Raw genomic sequence first — 17344 nt, forward strand, 5'->3', positions numbered from 1 at the left:
CGCAAAACAGGTATCGCTTGCGGAGACAATGAGTTGAAAATCGCCCTTTACGCCCTGGCGGCATCCTTCCTGGCCGGCACCGCCCTTGCCGGTGGCTACGTCACCCCGGTCGGGCCGGCAGATCTCGTGCCGGCCTCTGCCGAAACCGACTGGACGGGGTTTTACGCCGGTCTGCAATATGGCCAGGGCGAACTTACCGCATCGCGTGGCCGGGCAGGCGCCGATCTGGGCGATGTCGACGCCTTCGGCCTGCATCTGGGCTATCTGCACGACATGGGCCAGCTCGTCCTTGGCGGAGAGCTGGACTACAACAACGTCGATCTGCAAAACGGCGCGCCGGGCAGCAGCGACATGTGGCGGCTGCGTGGGCGTGCGGGCTACGACATGGGGCGCTTCCAGCCCTATCTGGTGCTTGGGGTGGCGCGGCTGTCGGATTCGGGGGAATCGGAAACCGGGGTGACCTGGGGTTTCGGCGGCGACTACCTGCTGAACGACAACGTTTCGCTGGGTCTGGAATACAGCCGGTCCAGCTTTGACAAGGTGGCGGGCACCACCCTCGACCTGGACGCCGACCTGCTTCAGATCCGCGCTTCATATCGGTTCTGAAGGGCGGCCCCGGAGGCAGGCAGATCCCTGTCCGGTCTGCAACCGGCTGGCTTACCGATGCCGTTCCATGACCGCCGGTGCCGTTTCAAATACCGTTTCAAGCCACGCCGCCGCCTGCGCCAGGACATCCTTCATTTCGGATGTCCCCTGTGCATCGGTCATGGCATGGTCCAGCGCCGGAAACTCCCAATAGGTCAGGTTCGACCTGCCCGCCGAAGCAAAGCCATCCGCAACCATTCTCGCCAGTTCGGGCGGGGTGGACACATCCCTGTCGCCCTGGATCAGCAGGAACCGGGTCCGCGATTCGAGCATCGAATCCATGATCCGGCGATCTATCGCATCGGCCCAGAACCGGAAACTGGAACCGGCCCAGAGTTCGTCGCTCTGCGGATTCGCGCGGACCTGCTCGAAGATCCGGTCGACGGGCGGCCAATGCTGCTCGGGCACGGCGTGCCGTTCCATTTCCGCCGTGATGGATTGCCGCACCATCTCGCCGAAGGTCTTGCCGCCGCCGGTCGAGATCAGGATGGCCGCATCCGCATCGATCCGGGCGGACAGCCGCGCGATGACGTCCCCGCCCTCGGAACCGCCGATCAGCACCAGCCTGCCGTTCCACCAATCCTTGCCGCGCAACGCGGCCAGGACCGCCGCCGCATCCTCGACGCGCTGCGTGATGGTGTGGTGGCGGCGAAAGGTCCGGGAACAATCCTCGTGATCGTTCGCCGGATCGTCGCCCGGCGCAACGCCGTATTTCTCGACCGTCAGCGCCGCGAAGGACGGAAAGGCCGCGCGGGTCAGGGCAAGGTTGGCGTTCCGTTCCGCCGACTGGCAACCCGACCCCTGCGCCAGCAGAAGAATGCCCGTGGCGTCCCGCGGCTGGTCGAGCGTCCAGTGGATCGTGCTGCCGTCGCTGCGTGGCGTCTCGAAACGCTGCGGTCCGGCCAACGCTGCGGCAGGGCAAAGCGCCAGCATCAGGCCGATGGCACGTTTCATCACCGCCCCCCTGCTGCCAGGAACCGGCGGCAGAGCGTGGCAGGCAGCCACAGGACCGGAAGCATGGCGATCAGGATCAGCGCCAGCACATGCAGGATCGACGGCAGCGCCAGCCCGGCAGCAATCTCGCCCGGTTGGCCGGAAACCGGGGCGGTCAGGGAAAGCCGGACAGAGGCCGAAAGAAGAGCCAGGACCCCCGCCCCCGCCAGCGGCCAGACCAGGCGGCTGCGCTGGCGCATGGCGATAACCGCCAGCAGCCATGCGCCAAGGATGGGGATCACCCCGCCGGCCAGATATTGCGCCGCGTCTAACAGGGGCGCAAGCCGGCCCGGTGCATGGCCGGACCGGGCCGCGGCGATCAGGCCGAGGACGACCGACACCACCGCCGCCGCATGAACAAGGACCGGGATCAGGACAAAGACCGCCCAGGGCGTCCTGCCTGCCCAGCCGTGAAAGCGGCGGTCCGTCTCGATCGGGCGGGCAAGGGCGTCGATGCCGCCAAGGCGCTGCCGGGCGCGGGTCGTCGCATCGGCTTCGGACAGGCCGTCGGAAAGCGCCTCGGCCACCAGGTCATCGTGATGATCGCGAAGTTCGGCAAGATAACGGCTGACGGCACCGGGCCGGACACCGGCACGCAGCAGGCGCTCGCGCAGTTCGGGCAAGGGATCAGGCATGACGCGGACCCTCCAGGACATTACGGATCGCGCCGGTGATGCGTTCCCACGATTGCGAGATATCGTTCAGCCGCCGCTCGCCCTGCGGGGTCAGGCGGTAATAGATCCGGCTTCGCCCCGCGACGGCCTGGCGCCGCGACGCAAGCGCGCCCTCGCGTTCAAGCATGTGCAGCACCGGATAGACCACGCCTTCGCCAAGGGTGATGGTTTCGCTGGTCGCCTCGCGAATGGCCTGGACCAGCTCATAGCCATACATCTCGCGTCCGCGCAGCAGGCGCAGCACCAGCAGCTCCGGCACGCCGTTGAGAAAGTTCGGATTGGTCGCCCGTGGCATCTGCCCTCCTCATACCTTGTGGTTCAAGGCTTATACATCGAACTGCAAGGCATAGTCAACAGGCAGTCAGCGCAAGGCCCGCCACGGCCTGCCGTCGATGGCCGCCAGCCCAAGGCCGACAAGCGCCATGCCCGCCAGATGTTTCGGCAGCAGGCTTTCGCCAAGAAACAGGGCGCCGGGGATGATCGCGCCAAGCGGGATCAGGAACGTCACCAGCAGAAGGTTGGTGCTGCCAGCCGTCGCCAGAATGCGGAAGTAAAGCACATAGGCCAGCGCCGTCGAAAACCCCGCCACCCCGATCAGCGCGCCGATCGCGGCCAGGCTTGGGGGCGCCAGCGTCCAGGGCCGGTCGATCGCAAGCATCAGGGGCACAAGCAGGACGCTCGACGCGACGACCTGCCCGGCGGCGCTTGCCAGGGGGGACACGCCCATGACCCGGAAACGCCGGCCGAAGATACCCGCAAGCGCATAGGAAACCGCGCCCGCAAGGCACATCAGTTGCGCCATGACACCCGTGCCCGGCGCATGCAGGGCGTCAAGCCCGATCATGACCGCCACACCCGCACAGCCAAGCGCGACGCCCGCAAGCCTGCCGCCGGTCATCTTCTCGTCCACCGTCAGGAAATGGGCGAACACGACCGTAAAGAGCGGCGTCGAAGCGTTGAGGATCGAGGCCAGCCCCGAGGCGATATGCTGCTGGCCCCACACGATCAGGGAAAAGGGGATCGCATTGTTCAACAACCCCATTCCGAAGAATGCCGCCCAGACCCGCCGGTCCCCCGGCAACCGCCCGGCTTTCAGCCGCAGGATCGTCAGCAGGATCAGCGCGGCCAGGACGACGCGCGAGACGACGACCGTGAAAACGGGCAATTCCCGGACCGCCACCCCGTTGAAGAAGAACGAGCCGCCCCATACCGACGCAAGCGCCATGAGCATGGCCCATTCCGGCAGGGTCATGGGGCGGGATGATGGCTGCGGCATGTTCTTCCTTTCGGCAATGCGGACGAATCCGCCCATGCCCGGGGAATGCCATCCGGCCCGGCCCGCAAACCATCCGGTTCTTGCCTTCAAAGCGCCTTGCGGGAAAATCCGCGGGATTTCCTATGCAAGGCGGGCGGCAAGCGCGTCGATCCCGGTTTCGGCATAGACCTCTATCCCGTGCCGGCGCAGCAGCGCCGCCGTTACCCCTGCCCCGGCCTGCCTGCGGCCTGCGAATGTGCCGTCATGGACGAAACCGCTGCCGCATGAGGGGCTGCCCTCGGTCAGCAGGGCAAACCTGCAATCATGTTCACGGGCCAGCGCAAGGGCGGCATGCGCCCCCGCGATATAAGCGGCGGTGACATCCTTGCCGGTCGCCTCGACGACACGGGCGGCGCCGGTCAGGACCGCCTCGCCCGACCGGCCCCCGGCGATCTCGGCCGGCGGGCGGGGAATGCTGAAACCCGCCGTCACCTCGGGACAGATGCTGATCAGCCTGCCGTCGCGCTGCCATTGCGCCAACGCCGGATGCCTGGTGGTCCGGGCCGATCCATCGTAGCGGACAGGCCGGCCAAGAAGGCAGGCGCTGACCAGAATCCTGCCACCCATCACTTTATCCATGTCACCATCCTATGGTCGGTCCCGGCCATCCGCCAATGCCATTTCGACGGCGGCGCGGCAGTGAAGTTCCGTCGTCGAAAACGCGGGCAGGGGCGAATCTTCGGGCGCCAGCAGCAGCGGGATCTCGGTGCAGGCCAGGGCGACGCAATCCGCGCCGCGCGCACCCAGGGCCGCGATGATCCGCTTGTATTCCGCGCGCGTCTCGTCACGGAACCGATCCCGGACCAGTTCGTCATAGATGCTGTCGTGAATGAAACGCTTCTCATCCTCATCGGGGATCAGCGCCTCGATTCCGTTGCGGGCAAGGATGTCGGGGTAGAACGCGCCCTCCATCGTCTTGCGAACGCCAAGGATCGCCACCCGCTTCAGCCCGCGGGCCTTGATGGCCGCCGCCGTGACCTGCGCGATATGCAGGAAGGGAATGTCCAGACCGGGCTGAAGATCGGGCACGAAGCGATGGACGTCGTTACAGGTGATGACGATGAAATCCGCCCCCGCCGCTTGCAGGGCCTGCGCCGCGTACCCGATCTGTGCGCAGGCGGCAGCTTCGTCCCGCCTGTCGATGACCGCCTCAACATATTCCTGCCGGTTCACGCTTTCCAGCACGATGCGGGCCGAGGACACGCCCCCGGCAACCGCCTGCGTGATCTGGTTGACGCGCCTGTAATATTCGGCGGTCGAAACCCAGCTCAGCCCGCCGATCATCCCGATCTTTTTCATGAACTCCCCTTCCCTGCCCGAAGGCTAGCCATGTGGAACGCGAAGCGCAATCGGACCGGCCGGCGCCCGGCCCTAGGGAAAGACCCGGTCCAGCGCCCCGGATGCGATCAGGCTGCCGGTCGTCACGATGGACTGGTTTTGCAGATCATGGGTCCAGCATTCGTCGAATGACAGCGCATGACGGCAATATCGGTGCGATTCCAGCAACATGCGAAACTGCGGGTCCAGATCACCGGACCCCTCGGCAAGGTCGCGCAGCCGCACCGGCGTTCCCAGCGAAATCCCCGCGTTCAAGGCGCTGAGATAGGCCAGTTCCGCATTGTAGAATGCCCCGTCCCCCAGGACGAGCCGGTCATCGAAAGGGGCGCCATAGGCGATGGTCAGGCCCAGCCTTACCATCGGGCCGGATCCCATCTGATCGTGGGGATCATGATCCGGGTCGAGATCGCGCAGCCGGTAGACCGCGTAGTCGCCGGGCGTCAGCCCCTCGACATGTTCATAAAGCATGACCTCGGTCACGCCATTCGCCTGATCGGCATAAACGACCCGAGGGCCGCCGCTGCTGGCCCGCAGGATGCCGACCGAGGCCCATTGCAGGCCGAAGCTGCGCTTCATGGCCTCGTCCATCTCGTTGACGCCGTTGCGAAAGATCAGGTCGCCCGGCCGCCAGTCCCATGCGGCTTCCGCCATGAGTTCCGCGTAATCCGGCTGCTCCGCCATGACCGGCGCGCCGATGCAGGCGGTGAAAACCAGGGGAAGGCGCAATGCGGTGTGGATCATGGGTTCTGCTCGGGGTTTTTCGGCAGCATCGGGCATCGGTCAGGCGGGAACAAGGGGCGGTGGCTAACCCCCGGCCACCGCCCGGCCTGCGCCCATGCCTCGCATCTCGGCGCGCATTGCCATGTAGTTCGCCCCGAAGATCAGGGCCGCGCCGACGAACACCGCCGCGCTCACGGCCTCTCCGTAAAGCAGCCAGCCGATCACGGCGATCAGGGGAACGCGCAGGAAGTCGATTGGGATCGCGAGCGAGGCATCCATGACCCGCAGCGCCTGCGCCATCGTGTAATGGGCGCTCAGCCCCGTCAGCCCGACAACCACGATCCAGGGAATATCGCCGATGGCAGGCGTCACCCAGCCCCCCGTCAGCAGCAGCATCGCCGCCGCCAGCGGCAGTTGCATCAGGACCATCCACACCACGATGTTCGCGGGCGACGATCCGGCGGTCAGGCGCTTGACGAACACGGCGGAGGCGCCGAAGCCGACCGCCGCCAGCAGGACCAGCAAGGCCGCCGGGTCGATGCCGCCGGAACCCGGTTGCAGCACGATCAGGATGCCCGCGAAGCTGACGGCGATCGCAAGGGCGCGGGCGCGCGTGACATGTTCGCCAAGGGCAAGCCATGCAAACAGCGCCACCCAGATGGGCGTGGTGAACTCCAACGCGAAAACCTGGGCCAGCGGCAGCAGCGCGACACCGACCGTCCAGCAATATTGCGCGCTGAAATGGATCGCGTTGCGGACGGCATGCATGCGCAGGTCGCGAAGTTGCCGCAATTCGGGCAGCAGGTGCCGGGCAAGCAGAAACACGACCCCCAGCCCGACCAGCGAACGCAGCATGAGGATTTGCAGGATCGGCATGGTATCGGCCAGCTCGCGCGAGGCCAGCGCCATCCCGATGAAAGAGGCAAGGCTGCCCATCATCCACAGCGTGCCGGTCACGATGGCATGTTTCCCCGGTGCGGGGGCAAGGGCGTCAATCTTCTTCATCGCGTTTCCAGAAGGATCAGGGTTTGCGGCGCGGGCAAGGCCGCCCCTCGCAGAAGGGCCGAGAGGGATCGAAAAGGCAATGGCCAACCTCTGCCTTGCACATGCCGTGATCGGCCCCGAGAATGAAGAAACACGTCACCTGGTTTCCACCGGCAAGGCCGCCACGATCCTCAGCGACGTGGTCTATCGGCCCTGGACCCTCGACGGCCGCCGCATCGAAAAGGTCGATGTCGCGGCGGAAATTCCCACGATGGACGTCGGCATGGCATGGCTGGACCGGCGAATGGCGACGCCCGCCATGACGGCCTTCAGGCAGCATTTTGCAGCGGCGTTTTCCGGCGCATCACGCGAACAGGCGCGCCGGTGCGTGAACAGGTTGCACGAACCCTGTCGCGCGGCAAGATCCCATGACGCCGCTTTCCGGTCCAGGGCGGCGGGTTTTCCCGTGGCAGCCTTGCGCAGGCCGGACCCGACAGCGGCCCGGCCACCGCGCTCGTGTCATTCGCCGGAAGGATGGTCCTGGGCCGGGCATTCCTTCAGGCTGCCTTCCTCCAGGGTGTTCTCCAGCGTGGCGTCTGCGCCCTTGCTCCACCAGACGAATTCGCCCGACACATATCGCGCGCCCGAACCCGAGACCGTGTTGACGAAGATCCGTTCCTCTCCATCCACCGGCAGCAGGGCAAGGGCGTTTGCGCCCGCATTCACATAACGCACGGTGAACGGCTCGCCGCCCGCGCAGGAATGGCTTGCGCTGATCACGCTGGCATCGGCGCGGTCGAGCGGGATCGTCAGGGCCAGCTCGGCCAAGGCGGGTTTCGCCATGCCAAGCGCAAGAAAGGCCAGAAGGATGGTGCGGGTCATGAAGCCTCCGATATTCGCCTTGGGGCAGGATATGGACGGCAGGCCCGGCTGCCAAGGCCGCCGCCATCCCCCGCCGCATGAAAGCGCCGGGCCACGCCGGTTTCGCGGCCTCATCACGCGCGACCTGTCACCGCATATGGTCCGGCAGGGGGATGAACTCGCCCTCGTCCCCCGGCGGCAGGCGAAAGCGGCCATGTTCCCAGTCGCCTTGGGCCCAGGCCTGCTTGGCGGCGTCGATCCGTTCCCGCGACGAGGCGACGAAGTTCCACGAGATATAGCGCGGCCCGTTCATCGTCTCGCCGCCCAGGACCATCAGCCGGGCACCGGCCTCGCCCGCCTTCAGGCTGATGCGGTCGCCGGGGCGGAACACCATCATCCGGCCTGCCTCGAAGGTCTGGCCGGCGACAAGGACGCTGCCCTCGACGACATAGACGCCGCGATCCTCGTGATCGTCGGGCAAGGGCAGGCTGGCGCCGGGGGCAAGGACCGCATCGGCATAGAAGGTCTCGGTAAAGGTCCTGACCGGCGCCCGCGCGCCCCAGGCCGAGCCGAGGATCAGCCGCACCTGCTTGCCCCCCTCTTCAAGGAAGGGCAGCGCCTCGCGACCGTGATGCTCGAAGGCGGCGGGGCGGTCTTCCTCGGCCTCGGGCAGGGCGATCCAGGTCTGGATGCCGAAGAGCGAGCCGGGCCGCTCGCGCATTTCGCGGCTGGTGCGTTCGGAATGGGTGACGCCGCTGCCCGCGATCATCCAGTTGACTTCGCCGGGATAGACCATCTGATCGGCGCCGGTGCTGTCGCGGTGATGGAATTCGCCCTGATAGAGATAGGTCACGGTCGCCAGCCCGATATGGGGGTGCGGGCGCACGTCGATGCCGCCGCCGGTCAGGAACTCCGCCGGACCCATCTGGTCGAAGAAGATGAAGGGGCCGACCATCTGCCTGCGCGGTGCGGGAAGCGCGCGGCGCACCTCGAAGCCGCCAAGGTCGCGGGCGCGCGGGATGATCAGCGTCTCGATGGCGTCAAGACCGGCGGCTTCGGGGCAATCCGGTTTCTGCGTGGGATTCCAGCTCATGTCAGGCTCCTTTCATGGATCCGGGATCAGTCCCCGATGACGTCGGACCATTCGGGATGGCGAAGGGATTGCGCGCGCACGAAGGGGCACAGCGGCACGATCCGCCAACCGCCGGCGCGGGCATTCTCGACCAGCCGCCCGACCAGCGCCGAGGCCACGCCGCTGCCCCGCATCGTATCGGGAACATGGGTGTGATCGGCGATGACGAGGCTGTCCGACGCCCTGGAGATGGTCAGTTCACCCTCGCCTTCCACCCCGTCCATACGGGCGGCATAGCGGCCCTTGCGGCCGTGGTCCTCATATGAAATCCGCACGATGTTCCGGGTCATGGTTCCAATCCCTGTTCGCGTTCCCCCAGGCCCGCGCTGCACCGCGCGGGTCATTCCCGGCGCGCCTTGTCGCGCACAGGCCGCGACGGCACCGGCACCGGCCAGCGTCGCGCCATCCGGTGTCGAAAACTGTGACAGGTGTTTTCCGCGATGTGAAGCCTGCTGCGGTCCTGGCGAGTCGTTCATGTCCTTGCCGATGGTGTCCGCGCAGGGGCCGCGGCAACCGGCATCCGGGCCGCGCGCCGGCGGCATTCAGGCGAACAGTTCCGGCAAGGAAACGATCCGGCCGCCCGCAGACTCGCCTTCATGGAATCGCGGCTGCATGAAAGCGAGGGAAGGCTGGCGGCAGTCGCGTCCTCGACCTGGAAGGTCCCGGACCCCGTTCCGGCCGGTTCCTGACGGCCTTCGCGGACAGGCGGGCCAGACAGGCGACCCGGACAGGCGGCAAGGGGCCTGCCCTATCCTCGGGTCAGCTTGCGATAGGCCGCCACGATCTCGGCCGCGCTGGCGGCGGTATCGCACACCTCCTGTCCGGGCCGGTAAAGCGAACCGCCAAGCCCGAAGCCATCCGCCCCGGCGGTCAGATACGGTCCCATCGTCCGCGCGTCGATCCCCCCGACGGGCAGCAGTTTCGTGCGCGCCGGCAACACGCTGCGCATTGCGCGGACTGCGGCAGGGGTGATGATTTCGGCCGGGAACAGCTTCAGCCCCGCAGCACCGGCCTTCAGGGCGGCAAAGGCCTCGGTAAGGGTGCCGACGCCGGGCAGGTAGGTCAGGCCCAGCCTTGTCGCCTCGGCGGCGACCTCGAGGTCGAAGTTCGGCGCGACGATCAGGCGGCCCCCCGCGGCATGGACCTCGCGCACCGCGGCGGCGGACAGGACCGTGCCCGCGCCGACAAACGTCCGGGGCAGCGCCGTCACGAGCCGCGCGATGCTGTCCAGCGGCTCGGGCGAGTTCAGCGGCACCTCGATCAGCGTGAATCCCGCATCCGCCAGGACCCGGCCATGCCCGACCGCCTCATGCGGGCGCAAGCCTCGCAGGATCGCCACCAGCGGGCAGGTCCCGAATGCGTTTTCCCAATCCGGCATCAGACGATCCCCGCCTCCCTTGCAATGCGCCACAGCCCCTTTTGCGCCATGCCGGACGGCGCGATCCGCGCGCTGGTCCCATGCGCGGCCAGCGCGATACGATAGCGTTCGGCCAGATCGCCGCGCCCGATGATCGTGACGGGCGCGCGAATGGCATCGGCCATCCGCGCGATCTCGTCCCCGATCAGGATGCCGGACAGGTAATCCGCGATCTCGGACCCGGCCAGCCGCTCTTGCAGGGCAAGCGTGCGCGCCAGAAAGATGCGCCCCAGCAGCGGGCCGCCCTGCCCGCCCGTCTCGACCCCGCGCAGAAAGGCCGTATCGCTTTCGCCCGGCTGGATCAACCGGCCCAGGATCGAGCGGTCGCGCATCAGCGCAAAGATCTCGCCCGTCATGACGGTGCGAAAGCCGGTCAGGCGGCCCTCGCGGATGGTGGCCCATTTGCTGTGGGTGCCGGGCAGGATGAACAGATCCTCGCCGTGGTGGCCCTGCGCAAGGTGGCCTGCGATCTCGGTTTCTTCCCCGCGCATGAGGTCGGGGGCGGGACCGTCCGCGCCGTCGATCACGCCACAGACGAAATGCATGGGACCGTGGCGCGCCGGATGCCGGACCAATCCGCCCGCCAGGTCGGATACGCCCAGAGGCAGCGGCAGATAGGGGGTCTCGATCCAGCCGTTGCGGCTGGTGATCATGCCCGAGGCGATGACGGGCAACCCCTCGGCCAGCCAGTCGCCGAGGGCACGCTCGAGCGCGGCCTGGAACCCGCCGGGCCGGGCGGCGGCGTCCAGGATGCCCGGCCCCTCGGTCACGCTGCCCGTCACCTCGCCCCGCCCGTCCATGCGCCATGCGCGAAACGAACTGGTGCCCCAGTCGATGCCGATCAGCCCGCTCATCGTGAAAACCCATAGGCGACGTGGTGGCGAAAATCCTGGCCGGGCCGCAGGGTCGCATCGGGAAAATCGGCCCGGTTCGGACTGTCGGGCCAGAACTGCGTTTCAAGCGCCAGCCCGGCATGGGGACCGTAGATCCGCCCGTCCAGCCCCCGCCAGCCGTCGAAATGCCTGCCGTCGTATAGCTGAAGTCCGGGCGCGTCGGTGGTGACGGTCAGGTTCAGCCCCGTTTCGCCGCTCAGCCGTGCCACCCTGCGCGGGGTGGCCACGCCGCCCGACAGGCAGAAGTTGTGATCATAGCCCGATGCGCCGATCGGGCGGGGCCGGCGGAAGTCGAAAGCCGTGCCCTCGACCGGCATGGTCCCCGGCAAGGGGATCAGGTCGCCGTCCACGGGGGTAAGGCGTTCCGCGTCGATTTGCAGGACATGGCCGCGGATATCGCCGCCGCCGTCGAGGTTGAAATAGCCGTGATGCGCCAGGTTGCAGGGCGTCGGCGCATCGCTGGCCGCCTGCATGTCGATCACCAGCGCCCCGTCGCGCAGGGCGATGCTTGCGCGGACCCGCATCCGGCCCGGAAAGCCCATGTCGCCATCGGGCGAGACATGGGACAGCGTCACCCGGTCGGGCGCCACCTCGTCGATCCGCCAGATTTTCGTGTCGAATCCCTGCGATCCGCCATGCAGCGTATGACGGCCCAGAAAGTTCCGGTCGGTGTGATGGGCCGCGCCGTCCAGCACGAAGCGCGCATTGCCGATGCGGTTGGCATAGCGCCCGACGATGGCGCCCATGTAGCGGGCGCGTCCCAGGTAGGCGGCGGGATCCTCGGCGCCAAGGACCAGCGGGTGATCCACACCCTCCAGCCGCAGGTCCTGGACGATGGCGCCCAATGTCAGGACCTGCGCGGACAGGCCGCCGCCGCGCAGGCCGATCCGCCGCACCTCCCTGCCGTCGGGCAATGTTGCGAGTTTCTCGACCGTCACAGGATCACCCTTGGTTCGGGAATGGTTTCCAGATCATGCGCGGCCAGATAGGTCAGCCCCTGCATCCCGTCGGGATCGTCGATGCCTTGCAGCGCGGTGGTGACAAGCATCTCGCCCCGGTCCCCGAAGGCGGGGCAGGACGAATGCCTGCCGCCGACGTCGAAGCGATGCGTCCGCCTGCCGTCCCCGTCGAAGCGCAGCACCGCGCCCGCGCCCCAGATCGCGCAGCAGAAACCGCCGCCCGCATCCACCACCGCGCCATCCGGTTCAAGCCCCGCCGGACCAAGGTCGAGATAGGGTTGCGCCGCGCCGACCGGCCAGCCCTCGGCATCCAGCGCCTGCCGCCAGACCTTCGCGACGGCCGTGTCGGCGAAATATGCCACGCGCCCATCGGGGGAAAAGCTGATGGCGTTGGGAATGGTGATGTCGTGAAACAGCCGCCGCAGCCTACCCTTGTGCCAGCGGTAAATGCCGCCCGCGCCGGGTTCGGCATGCTTGCCCATCGTGCCGAACCAGAACCCGCCCTGCCGGTCCGCCCGCCCGTCGTTCGAGCGGGTCAGCGGGTTGTCCGCCTCGACCGCCAGCAGATCCCCGAGCCGCCCGCTGGTCAGGTCCAGCACGGCCAGCCCGGTCTCGGTCGCGACCAGCAGCCTGTCGCGGTCGATCCATCCGGCGGCCGAGACCATGCGGTCGAAGCGCCATTCCAGCGGCTTGCCCCCGATGCGCGACAGCAGCCGCCGGTTCAGGATGTCGAACCAGAAGAACTGCCGCCTTTCGGGGTGCCACAGCGGCCCCTCGCCCAGGGCGCAAGGGCGGTCGTCGTAGATCCGCGCGTTCATGCCCGCCCCCGTGCCAGCCGGTCCTGCGACAGCTTCAGCAGGCCTTTTTGCAGCAGGATGAAGGCCAGCAGAAGGACGCCGATCACGATCTTGGTCCACCAACTGGACAGGCTGCCGTCGAAGACGATGTAGGTCTGGATCAGCCCCATCGTCAGCACGCCGACGAAGGTGCCGAACATATAGCCCGCACCGCCGGTCAGCAGGGTGCCGCCGATCACCACGGCGGCAATGGCGGTCAGTTCCGTCCCCACCGTCGCCAGCGAATAGCCCGAGCCGGTGTAGATCGCAAAGACGATCCCCGACAGCCCCGCCGTCAGCCCCGAAAACGCATAGACCAGCACCGTCGTGCGCCCCTGCCGGACGCCCATCAGACGCGCCGTCGCCTCGCCCCCGCCCAGGGCATAGACGCTGGTGCCGAAGCGGGTCTTGTGGGCGACGATCATGCCGGCGGCGAAGGTCAGCACCATCAGCGCGCCGATCAGCGTCAGCCGCCCCCTGCCCGGCATCAGCCAATAGGTCCCCTGCAAGGACTGGAAGAAGGGATGCGCGACCGGCACGGAATCGATCGACAGCATATAGGCCGCGCCGCGCGCAAGGAACATTCCGGCCAGCGTGACGATGAAGGCGGGCATGGCCAGCCGGTCGATCATGAAGCCCATCGCCGCACCGAAGCCGGTGGTCAGGACCAGCAGCATCGCAAAGACGGGCAAGGGGTGCAGCCCGGTATCGCGCAGCACCACGGCGATGAAGACGCCGGAAAAGGCGATGACGCTGCCGACCGACAGGTCGATCCCGCCCGACAGGATCACCAGCGTCATGCCGACCGCGACGATGCCCAGATAGGCGTTGTCGGTCAGCAGGTTGCCGATGACGCGGCTGGACAGCATGGCCGGGAATTGCGTCCAGCAGATCAGCCAGGCCAGCAGGAAGATGGCGATGGTGACGTAAAGCGGCAAGGCGCGGGTGTTCATGGCGTGCCCCCCTTGGTCGCGGGGCGGCGGCTGTCGCGCCACAGCCGCCATTCGGCAGCGATGCGGGGCGATTGCAGGACCAGGATGACCAGCACCAGCGCCGCCTTGATGATCAGATTGTATTCCGACGGAAATCCGGCAAGGCGGATGCCGATGGTGATGGTCTGGATGATCAGCGCCCCCAGGACCGAGGCCGCGATGGAAAACCGCCCGCCCAGAAGCGAGTTGCCGCCGATGACCACGGCAAGGATGGCGTCAAGTTCAAGCCACAGGCCGGCGTTATTGGCGTCGGCGCCGCGGATGTCGGCGGTGACGATCAGCCCCGCCAGCGCCGCGCACAGGCCGGATGCGGCATAGACAGCGATCAGCAGCACCGTCGCATTCACGCCCGCCAGCGCGCTGGAACGGCGGTTGATGCCCGTCGCCTCGACCAGCATGCCCAGCGCGGTGCGGCGCAGGACCAGGGTGAAGGCGATGGCGGTGGCGATCCAGATCCAGGCGGGAACCGGCAGGCCCAGCGCCGTGCCCGAGCCGATCCAGGCGAATCCCGCGTCGGTGAAGGTCATGATCCGCCCCTCGGTGATCAGCTGCGCGATGCCGCGCCCCATCGTCATCAGGATCAGCGTGGCGACAAAGGGCTGGATGCCGACCACGGCCACCAGCACCCCGTTCCACAGCCCCGCCAGCACGCCCGCGCCCAGCGCAAGGGCCAGTGCGGCGGGCAGGCCCCATCCGGCGGTGATCGCCGTCGCGGCCACCGCGCCGCATATCGCCATGATCGTGCCCACGGACAGGTCGATGCCCTTGGTGGCGATCACCAGCGTCATGCCCGTCGCCAGCAGCGCCACGGGCGCGGCGCGCTTGAGCACATCGATCAGCGGGCCGACCAGCCGCCCATCGTGGAACGAGACATTCAGGAAAGCCGGATAGAACGCCGTCACCAGCGCCACCAGCGCGGCCAGGGCGATCAGTTGCGGGGCAAGGCGTTTCAACAGGTCGGCCATCACGCGACCTCCTGCGGGGCGACGGCGGCGATGGCCTGCATGATCCGGTCGGCTGCGATCGCGTCGCCTTCCAGTTCCGCGACATGGCGGCGGTCGCGCAGCACGATCACCCGGTCGGACACGGCGATCAACTCGTCGATCTCGGATGAGATCACCAAGAGCGACATGCCCTGTTCGGTCAATTCGTGGATCAGCCGCACGATTTCCGCATGCGCGCCCACGTCGATGCCCCGCGTCGGCTCGTCCAGGATCAGGAAGCGCGGGTTCATCGCCAGCCAGCGCGCCAGCACGACCTTTTGCTGGTTGCCGCCCGACAACTCGCCGATGCGCTTTTCCCGGCCAGTGGTGCGGATATCAAGCCGCTTGATGTAGTCGTCCGCCAGCCGGTTCTGCTCGGTGCGCGGAATGGGCCGCGCCCAGCCGCGGCGGGCTTGCAGGCCCAGGACGATGTTCTCGCGGATGGTCAGGTCGGCGACGATGCCGTCGGTCTTGCGGTCCTCGGGCGCAAAGCCGAAGCCCGCCGCGATGGCCGCCCGCGGAGCCGAGAGGTTCAGCGGACCGGCCTGATCGCGGGCGGTGCCGGAATGGGCGGGCCTTACGCCGAACAGCAGTTCCGCCGTCTCGGTCCGGCCCGAACCCAGCAGCCCGGCCAGCCCGACGACCTCGCCCTGCCCCACGGCCATGTCGAACGGCTCGACCGCGCCGCGCCGGCCCATGTCCTGAAAGTGCAGCATCGGCGGGCGGGGGCCGCGGTCCGGGGCGGTTTCGTGGGTGACGGCCTCCAGTTCGCGGCCCAGCATGTGCTGGATCAGCCGCATGCGATCCAGCGCGGCGGTGTCCTCGGTCGCGACCTTGCGGCCGTTGCGCAGCACGGTCACGCGGTCCGTCAGGTCGAACACCTGGTCCAGGAAATGCGACACGAAGACGATGCCCAGCCCCCGGTCGCGCAACCCGCGCACCACGTCAAAGACCATCCGCACCTCGGCCGCATCCAGGCTGGCCGTCGGCTCGTCCAGGATCAGCACCTTGCCCGACAGCGCCACCGCGCGGGCGATGGCCACGATCTGCTGGATGGCGACGGGATAGCTGCCAAGGTCGCGGTCCACGTCCAGTTCCAGCCCGTAATCGCGCAGCATCGCACGCGCCTCGGCCCGCATGGCGCGGGTGTGGACCAGCCCCAGGCGGCGCGGTTCGCGCCCGAACATCAGGTTCTGTGCCACGGTCAGGTTGGGCAGCAGGTTCACCTCTTGATAGACGGTGCCGATGCCCAGGTCCTGCGCCTCGACGGTCGAGCGCGGGTCGATTTCCGCGCCCTCCAGCGCGACCGTGCCGCCGTCGCGGCGGTAGGCGCCGGTCATGCATTTGATCAGCGTGGACTTGCCCGCGCCGTTTTCGCCCAGAAGCGCGTGGACCTCGCCCGCCTTCAGGTCGAAATCCACGCCGTCCAGCGCGCGGGTGCCGGGAAACAGCTTGGTCAAGGACCGGATCGTCAGCAGCATCTTACCCCCCTGCGGGAAAGCCGGGCCATGCGTGGACGGCCCGGCCCCCTGCTCAATAGCCCAGATCCTTGCGGCGGTCGTATTCGCCCTGCGGATCGTCGGCCTGCGTGTAAAGCCTCGATTCGGTCTGGAGGAACTTTTCCGGTTCCGTCCCGTCCGCCCAATACGCTTCCAGCGCGTCGAAGGCCGGGCCTGCCATGTCCGGGGTCAGCTCGACCGTGGCATTCGCCTCGCCCGCGGCCATCGCCTGGAAGATATCGGGCACCCCGTCGATAGAGACGATCAGGATATCCTCGCCCGGTTTCAGCCCGGCCTCCTTGATCGCCTGGATCGCGCCCACGGCCATGTCGTCGTTATGGGCGTAAAGCGCGCAGATGTCGCGCCCGCCGTTCTCGGCCTGCAGGAAGCTTTCCATCACCTCCTTGCCCAGCGCGCGGGTGAAATCGCCGGTCTGGCTGCGCACGATTTCAAGGTTGGCGTGGTCCGCGATGGCGTTCTCGAACCCGGTCTTGCGGTCGATGGCGGGGGACGATCCGGTCGTGCCCTGCAACTCGACGATGCGGCATTCGCGGTCGCCGACCTCGCCCGCCAGCCATTCGCCCGCGACCTCGCCTTCGTGGACCAGGTTCGAGCCGACGGCGGTCAGATACAGGTCCTCGGCGCTGTCCACCTGGCGGTCCAGCAGCACGACCGGGATCTCGGCCTCCTGCGCCTCTTGCAGCACGGAATCCCAGCCCGTCGCGACCACCGGCGCCAGCAGGATCGCATCGACCCCCTGCGCGATGAACGAGCGGATCGCGGCGATCTGGTTTTCCTGCCGCTGCTGCGCATCCGAGAATTGCAGCCGATAGCCGCGTTCCTCGGCCTGCTGGCGGGTCAGCGTGGTTTCCGCCGCGCGCCAGCCGGATTCGGAACCGATCTGCGAAAAGCCGACCGTCCGGTCCTGCGCCAGCGCGGGCGCGGCAATCACCGCCAGTGCAGCGGCAGCCGTCATCAGTGTCTTGGTGGTCATGGTTTCCTCCCTTGAAATTATGACCTTGCTTTACGCGCCCGAAGGCTTTCGGCCGCGCAGATCGTGGGGCAACAGTTCGTCGGGGATGTTCTGGTAGCTGACCGGGCGC

Annotated in this window: 20 protein-coding genes; 1 reads left to right on the forward strand and 19 read right to left on the reverse strand. The window is 67.6% G+C overall.

The window, feature by feature from the left end:
• Positions 1–33: 33 nt before the first annotated feature.
• Entirely contained in the window at positions 34–606 is a 573-nt protein-coding gene (locus Q0O97_RS12970) for a porin family protein (protein ID WP_294929921.1), read from the forward strand.
• Positions 607–657: 51 nt separating this feature from the next.
• On the opposite strand, the gene Q0O97_RS12975 is transcribed toward Q0O97_RS12970, so the two are convergent.
• From Q0O97_RS12975 to ytfQ, 19 genes are all read right to left on the reverse strand, one after another.
• On the reverse strand, positions 658–1599 hold the full coding sequence (locus Q0O97_RS12975) for a hypothetical protein (protein WP_294929924.1): 942 nt from the start codon (positions 1597–1599) through the stop codon (positions 658–660).
• On the reverse strand, positions 1599–2273 hold the full coding sequence (locus tag Q0O97_RS12980) for a permease prefix domain 1-containing protein (RefSeq protein ID WP_294929926.1): 675 nt from the start codon (positions 2271–2273) through the stop codon (positions 1599–1601). Before Q0O97_RS12980 ends, Q0O97_RS12975 begins: the two co-directional genes overlap by 1 nt.
• A complete protein-coding gene (locus Q0O97_RS12985) occupies positions 2266–2607 on the reverse strand; it encodes a PadR family transcriptional regulator (RefSeq protein ID WP_294929929.1) in 342 nt (113 codons plus the stop codon). Before Q0O97_RS12985 ends, Q0O97_RS12980 begins: the two co-directional genes overlap by 8 nt.
• A 66-nt stretch (positions 2608–2673) precedes the next feature.
• Entirely contained in the window at positions 2674–3588 is a 915-nt protein-coding gene (locus tag Q0O97_RS12990) for a DMT family transporter (RefSeq protein ID WP_294929932.1), read from the reverse strand.
• Between the two features lie 120 nt (positions 3589–3708).
• Positions 3709–4206, reverse strand: a complete 498-nt coding sequence (locus Q0O97_RS12995) for a DUF523 domain-containing protein (protein ID WP_294929935.1) — start codon at positions 4204–4206, stop codon at positions 3709–3711.
• A 9-nt stretch (positions 4207–4215) separates the two neighbouring features.
• Positions 4216–4926, reverse strand: a complete 711-nt coding sequence (locus Q0O97_RS13000; protein WP_294929938.1) for an amino acid racemase — start codon at positions 4924–4926, stop codon at positions 4216–4218.
• 72 nt (positions 4927–4998) lie between these two features.
• Complete coding sequence (locus tag Q0O97_RS13005; RefSeq protein ID WP_294929941.1) at positions 4999–5706, reverse strand: peptidoglycan peptidase; 708 nt, start codon at positions 5704–5706, stop codon at positions 4999–5001.
• A 63-nt stretch (positions 5707–5769) separates the two neighbouring features.
• Positions 5770–6690, reverse strand: a complete 921-nt coding sequence (locus Q0O97_RS13010) for a DMT family transporter (RefSeq protein ID WP_294929944.1) — start codon at positions 6688–6690, stop codon at positions 5770–5772.
• A gap of 498 nt (positions 6691–7188) precedes the next feature.
• Positions 7189–7551 carry an MliC family protein gene (locus Q0O97_RS13015; protein ID WP_294929947.1) on the reverse strand — a complete coding sequence of 121 codons (363 nt, stop codon included), beginning with the start codon at positions 7549–7551 and terminating at the stop codon, positions 7189–7191.
• Between the two features lie 127 nt (positions 7552–7678).
• Positions 7679–8623, reverse strand: a complete 945-nt coding sequence (locus tag Q0O97_RS13020) for a pirin family protein (RefSeq protein WP_294929949.1) — start codon at positions 8621–8623, stop codon at positions 7679–7681.
• 26 nt (positions 8624–8649) lie between these two features.
• A complete protein-coding gene (locus Q0O97_RS13025) occupies positions 8650–8952 on the reverse strand; it encodes a GNAT family N-acetyltransferase (RefSeq protein ID WP_294929951.1) in 303 nt (100 codons plus the stop codon).
• A 458-nt stretch (positions 8953–9410) separates the two neighbouring features.
• Entirely contained in the window at positions 9411–10040 is a 630-nt protein-coding gene (locus Q0O97_RS13030) for a 2-dehydro-3-deoxy-6-phosphogalactonate aldolase (RefSeq protein WP_294929953.1), read from the reverse strand.
• Positions 10040–10933: a 2-dehydro-3-deoxygalactonokinase gene (locus Q0O97_RS13035; protein ID WP_294929955.1), complete on the reverse strand. Its 894-nt coding sequence runs from the start codon at positions 10931–10933 to the stop codon at positions 10040–10042. Before Q0O97_RS13035 ends, Q0O97_RS13030 begins: the two co-directional genes overlap by 1 nt.
• The gene (locus tag Q0O97_RS13040) at positions 10930–11910 is read right to left on the reverse strand and encodes an aldose epimerase family protein (protein WP_294929957.1); all 981 of its coding nucleotides are present in this window, start codon (positions 11908–11910) and stop codon (positions 10930–10932) included. Before Q0O97_RS13040 ends, Q0O97_RS13035 begins: the two co-directional genes overlap by 4 nt.
• Positions 11907–12749, reverse strand: coding sequence for an SMP-30/gluconolactonase/LRE family protein (locus tag Q0O97_RS13045; protein WP_294929959.1), 843 nt, complete (start codon positions 12747–12749; stop codon positions 11907–11909). Before Q0O97_RS13045 ends, Q0O97_RS13040 begins: the two co-directional genes overlap by 4 nt.
• Positions 12746–13720, reverse strand: a complete 975-nt coding sequence (gene yjfF, locus Q0O97_RS13050; RefSeq protein WP_294929961.1) for a galactofuranose ABC transporter, permease protein YjfF — start codon at positions 13718–13720, stop codon at positions 12746–12748. Before yjfF ends, Q0O97_RS13045 begins: the two co-directional genes overlap by 4 nt.
• Positions 13717–14724 (reverse strand): ABC transporter permease, encoded by a 1008-nt coding sequence (locus Q0O97_RS13055; RefSeq protein WP_294929963.1) that lies wholly within the window; start codon positions 14722–14724, stop codon positions 13717–13719. Before Q0O97_RS13055 ends, yjfF begins: the two co-directional genes overlap by 4 nt.
• On the reverse strand, positions 14724–16223 hold the full coding sequence (locus Q0O97_RS13060) for a sugar ABC transporter ATP-binding protein (protein WP_294929966.1): 1500 nt from the start codon (positions 16221–16223) through the stop codon (positions 14724–14726). Before Q0O97_RS13060 ends, Q0O97_RS13055 begins: the two co-directional genes overlap by 1 nt.
• Positions 16224–16275: 52 nt before the next feature.
• Positions 16276–17235 (reverse strand): galactofuranose ABC transporter, galactofuranose-binding protein YtfQ, encoded by a 960-nt coding sequence (gene ytfQ / locus Q0O97_RS13065; protein WP_294929969.1) that lies wholly within the window; start codon positions 17233–17235, stop codon positions 16276–16278.
• Positions 17236–17344 lie beyond the last annotated feature (109 nt).

The organism is uncultured Paracoccus sp. (assembly GCF_945915435.1).
In the GTDB taxonomy this organism is placed as follows: domain Bacteria; phylum Pseudomonadota; class Alphaproteobacteria; order Rhodobacterales; family Rhodobacteraceae; genus Paracoccus.

Bases quoted from the DNA above. Each gene is read 5' to 3' on its own strand.
- Q0O97_RS13060 (WP_294929966.1), bottom strand. From the start codon at position 16,223: ATGCTGCTGACGATCCGGTCCTTGACCAAGCTGTTTCCCGGCACCCGC.
- Q0O97_RS13045 (WP_294929959.1), bottom strand. From the start codon at position 12,749: ATGAACGCGCGGATCTACGACGACCGCCCTTGCGCCCTGGGCGAGGGG.
- Q0O97_RS12985 (WP_294929929.1), bottom strand. From the start codon at position 2,607: ATGCCACGGGCGACCAATCCGAACTTTCTCAACGGCGTGCCGGAGCTG.
- Q0O97_RS12975 (WP_294929924.1), bottom strand. From the start codon at position 1,599: ATGAAACGTGCCATCGGCCTGATGCTGGCGCTTTGCCCTGCCGCAGCG.
- Q0O97_RS13055 (WP_294929963.1), bottom strand. From the start codon at position 14,724: ATGGCCGACCTGTTGAAACGCCTTGCCCCGCAACTGATCGCCCTGGCC.
- Q0O97_RS12980 (WP_294929926.1), bottom strand. From the start codon at position 2,273: ATGCCTGATCCCTTGCCCGAACTGCGCGAGCGCCTGCTGCGTGCCGGT.
- ytfQ (WP_294929969.1), bottom strand. From the start codon at position 17,235: ATGACCACCAAGACACTGATGACGGCTGCCGCTGCACTGGCGGTGATT.
- Q0O97_RS13005 (WP_294929941.1), bottom strand. From the start codon at position 5,706: ATGATCCACACCGCATTGCGCCTTCCCCTGGTTTTCACCGCCTGCATC.
- yjfF (WP_294929961.1), bottom strand. From the start codon at position 13,720: ATGAACACCCGCGCCTTGCCGCTTTACGTCACCATCGCCATCTTCCTG.
- Q0O97_RS13025 (WP_294929951.1), bottom strand. From the start codon at position 8,952: ATGACCCGGAACATCGTGCGGATTTCATATGAGGACCACGGCCGCAAG.
- Q0O97_RS13015 (WP_294929947.1), bottom strand. From the start codon at position 7,551: ATGACCCGCACCATCCTTCTGGCCTTTCTTGCGCTTGGCATGGCGAAA.
- Q0O97_RS12990 (WP_294929932.1), bottom strand. From the start codon at position 3,588: ATGCCGCAGCCATCATCCCGCCCCATGACCCTGCCGGAATGGGCCATG.
- Q0O97_RS13020 (WP_294929949.1), bottom strand. From the start codon at position 8,623: ATGAGCTGGAATCCCACGCAGAAACCGGATTGCCCCGAAGCCGCCGGT.
- Q0O97_RS13000 (WP_294929938.1), bottom strand. From the start codon at position 4,926: ATGAAAAAGATCGGGATGATCGGCGGGCTGAGCTGGGTTTCGACCGCC.
- Q0O97_RS12995 (WP_294929935.1), bottom strand. From the start codon at position 4,206: ATGGATAAAGTGATGGGTGGCAGGATTCTGGTCAGCGCCTGCCTTCTT.
- Q0O97_RS13010 (WP_294929944.1), bottom strand. From the start codon at position 6,690: ATGAAGAAGATTGACGCCCTTGCCCCCGCACCGGGGAAACATGCCATC.
- Q0O97_RS13030 (WP_294929953.1), bottom strand. From the start codon at position 10,040: ATGCCGGATTGGGAAAACGCATTCGGGACCTGCCCGCTGGTGGCGATC.
- Q0O97_RS13035 (WP_294929955.1), bottom strand. From the start codon at position 10,933: ATGAGCGGGCTGATCGGCATCGACTGGGGCACCAGTTCGTTTCGCGCA.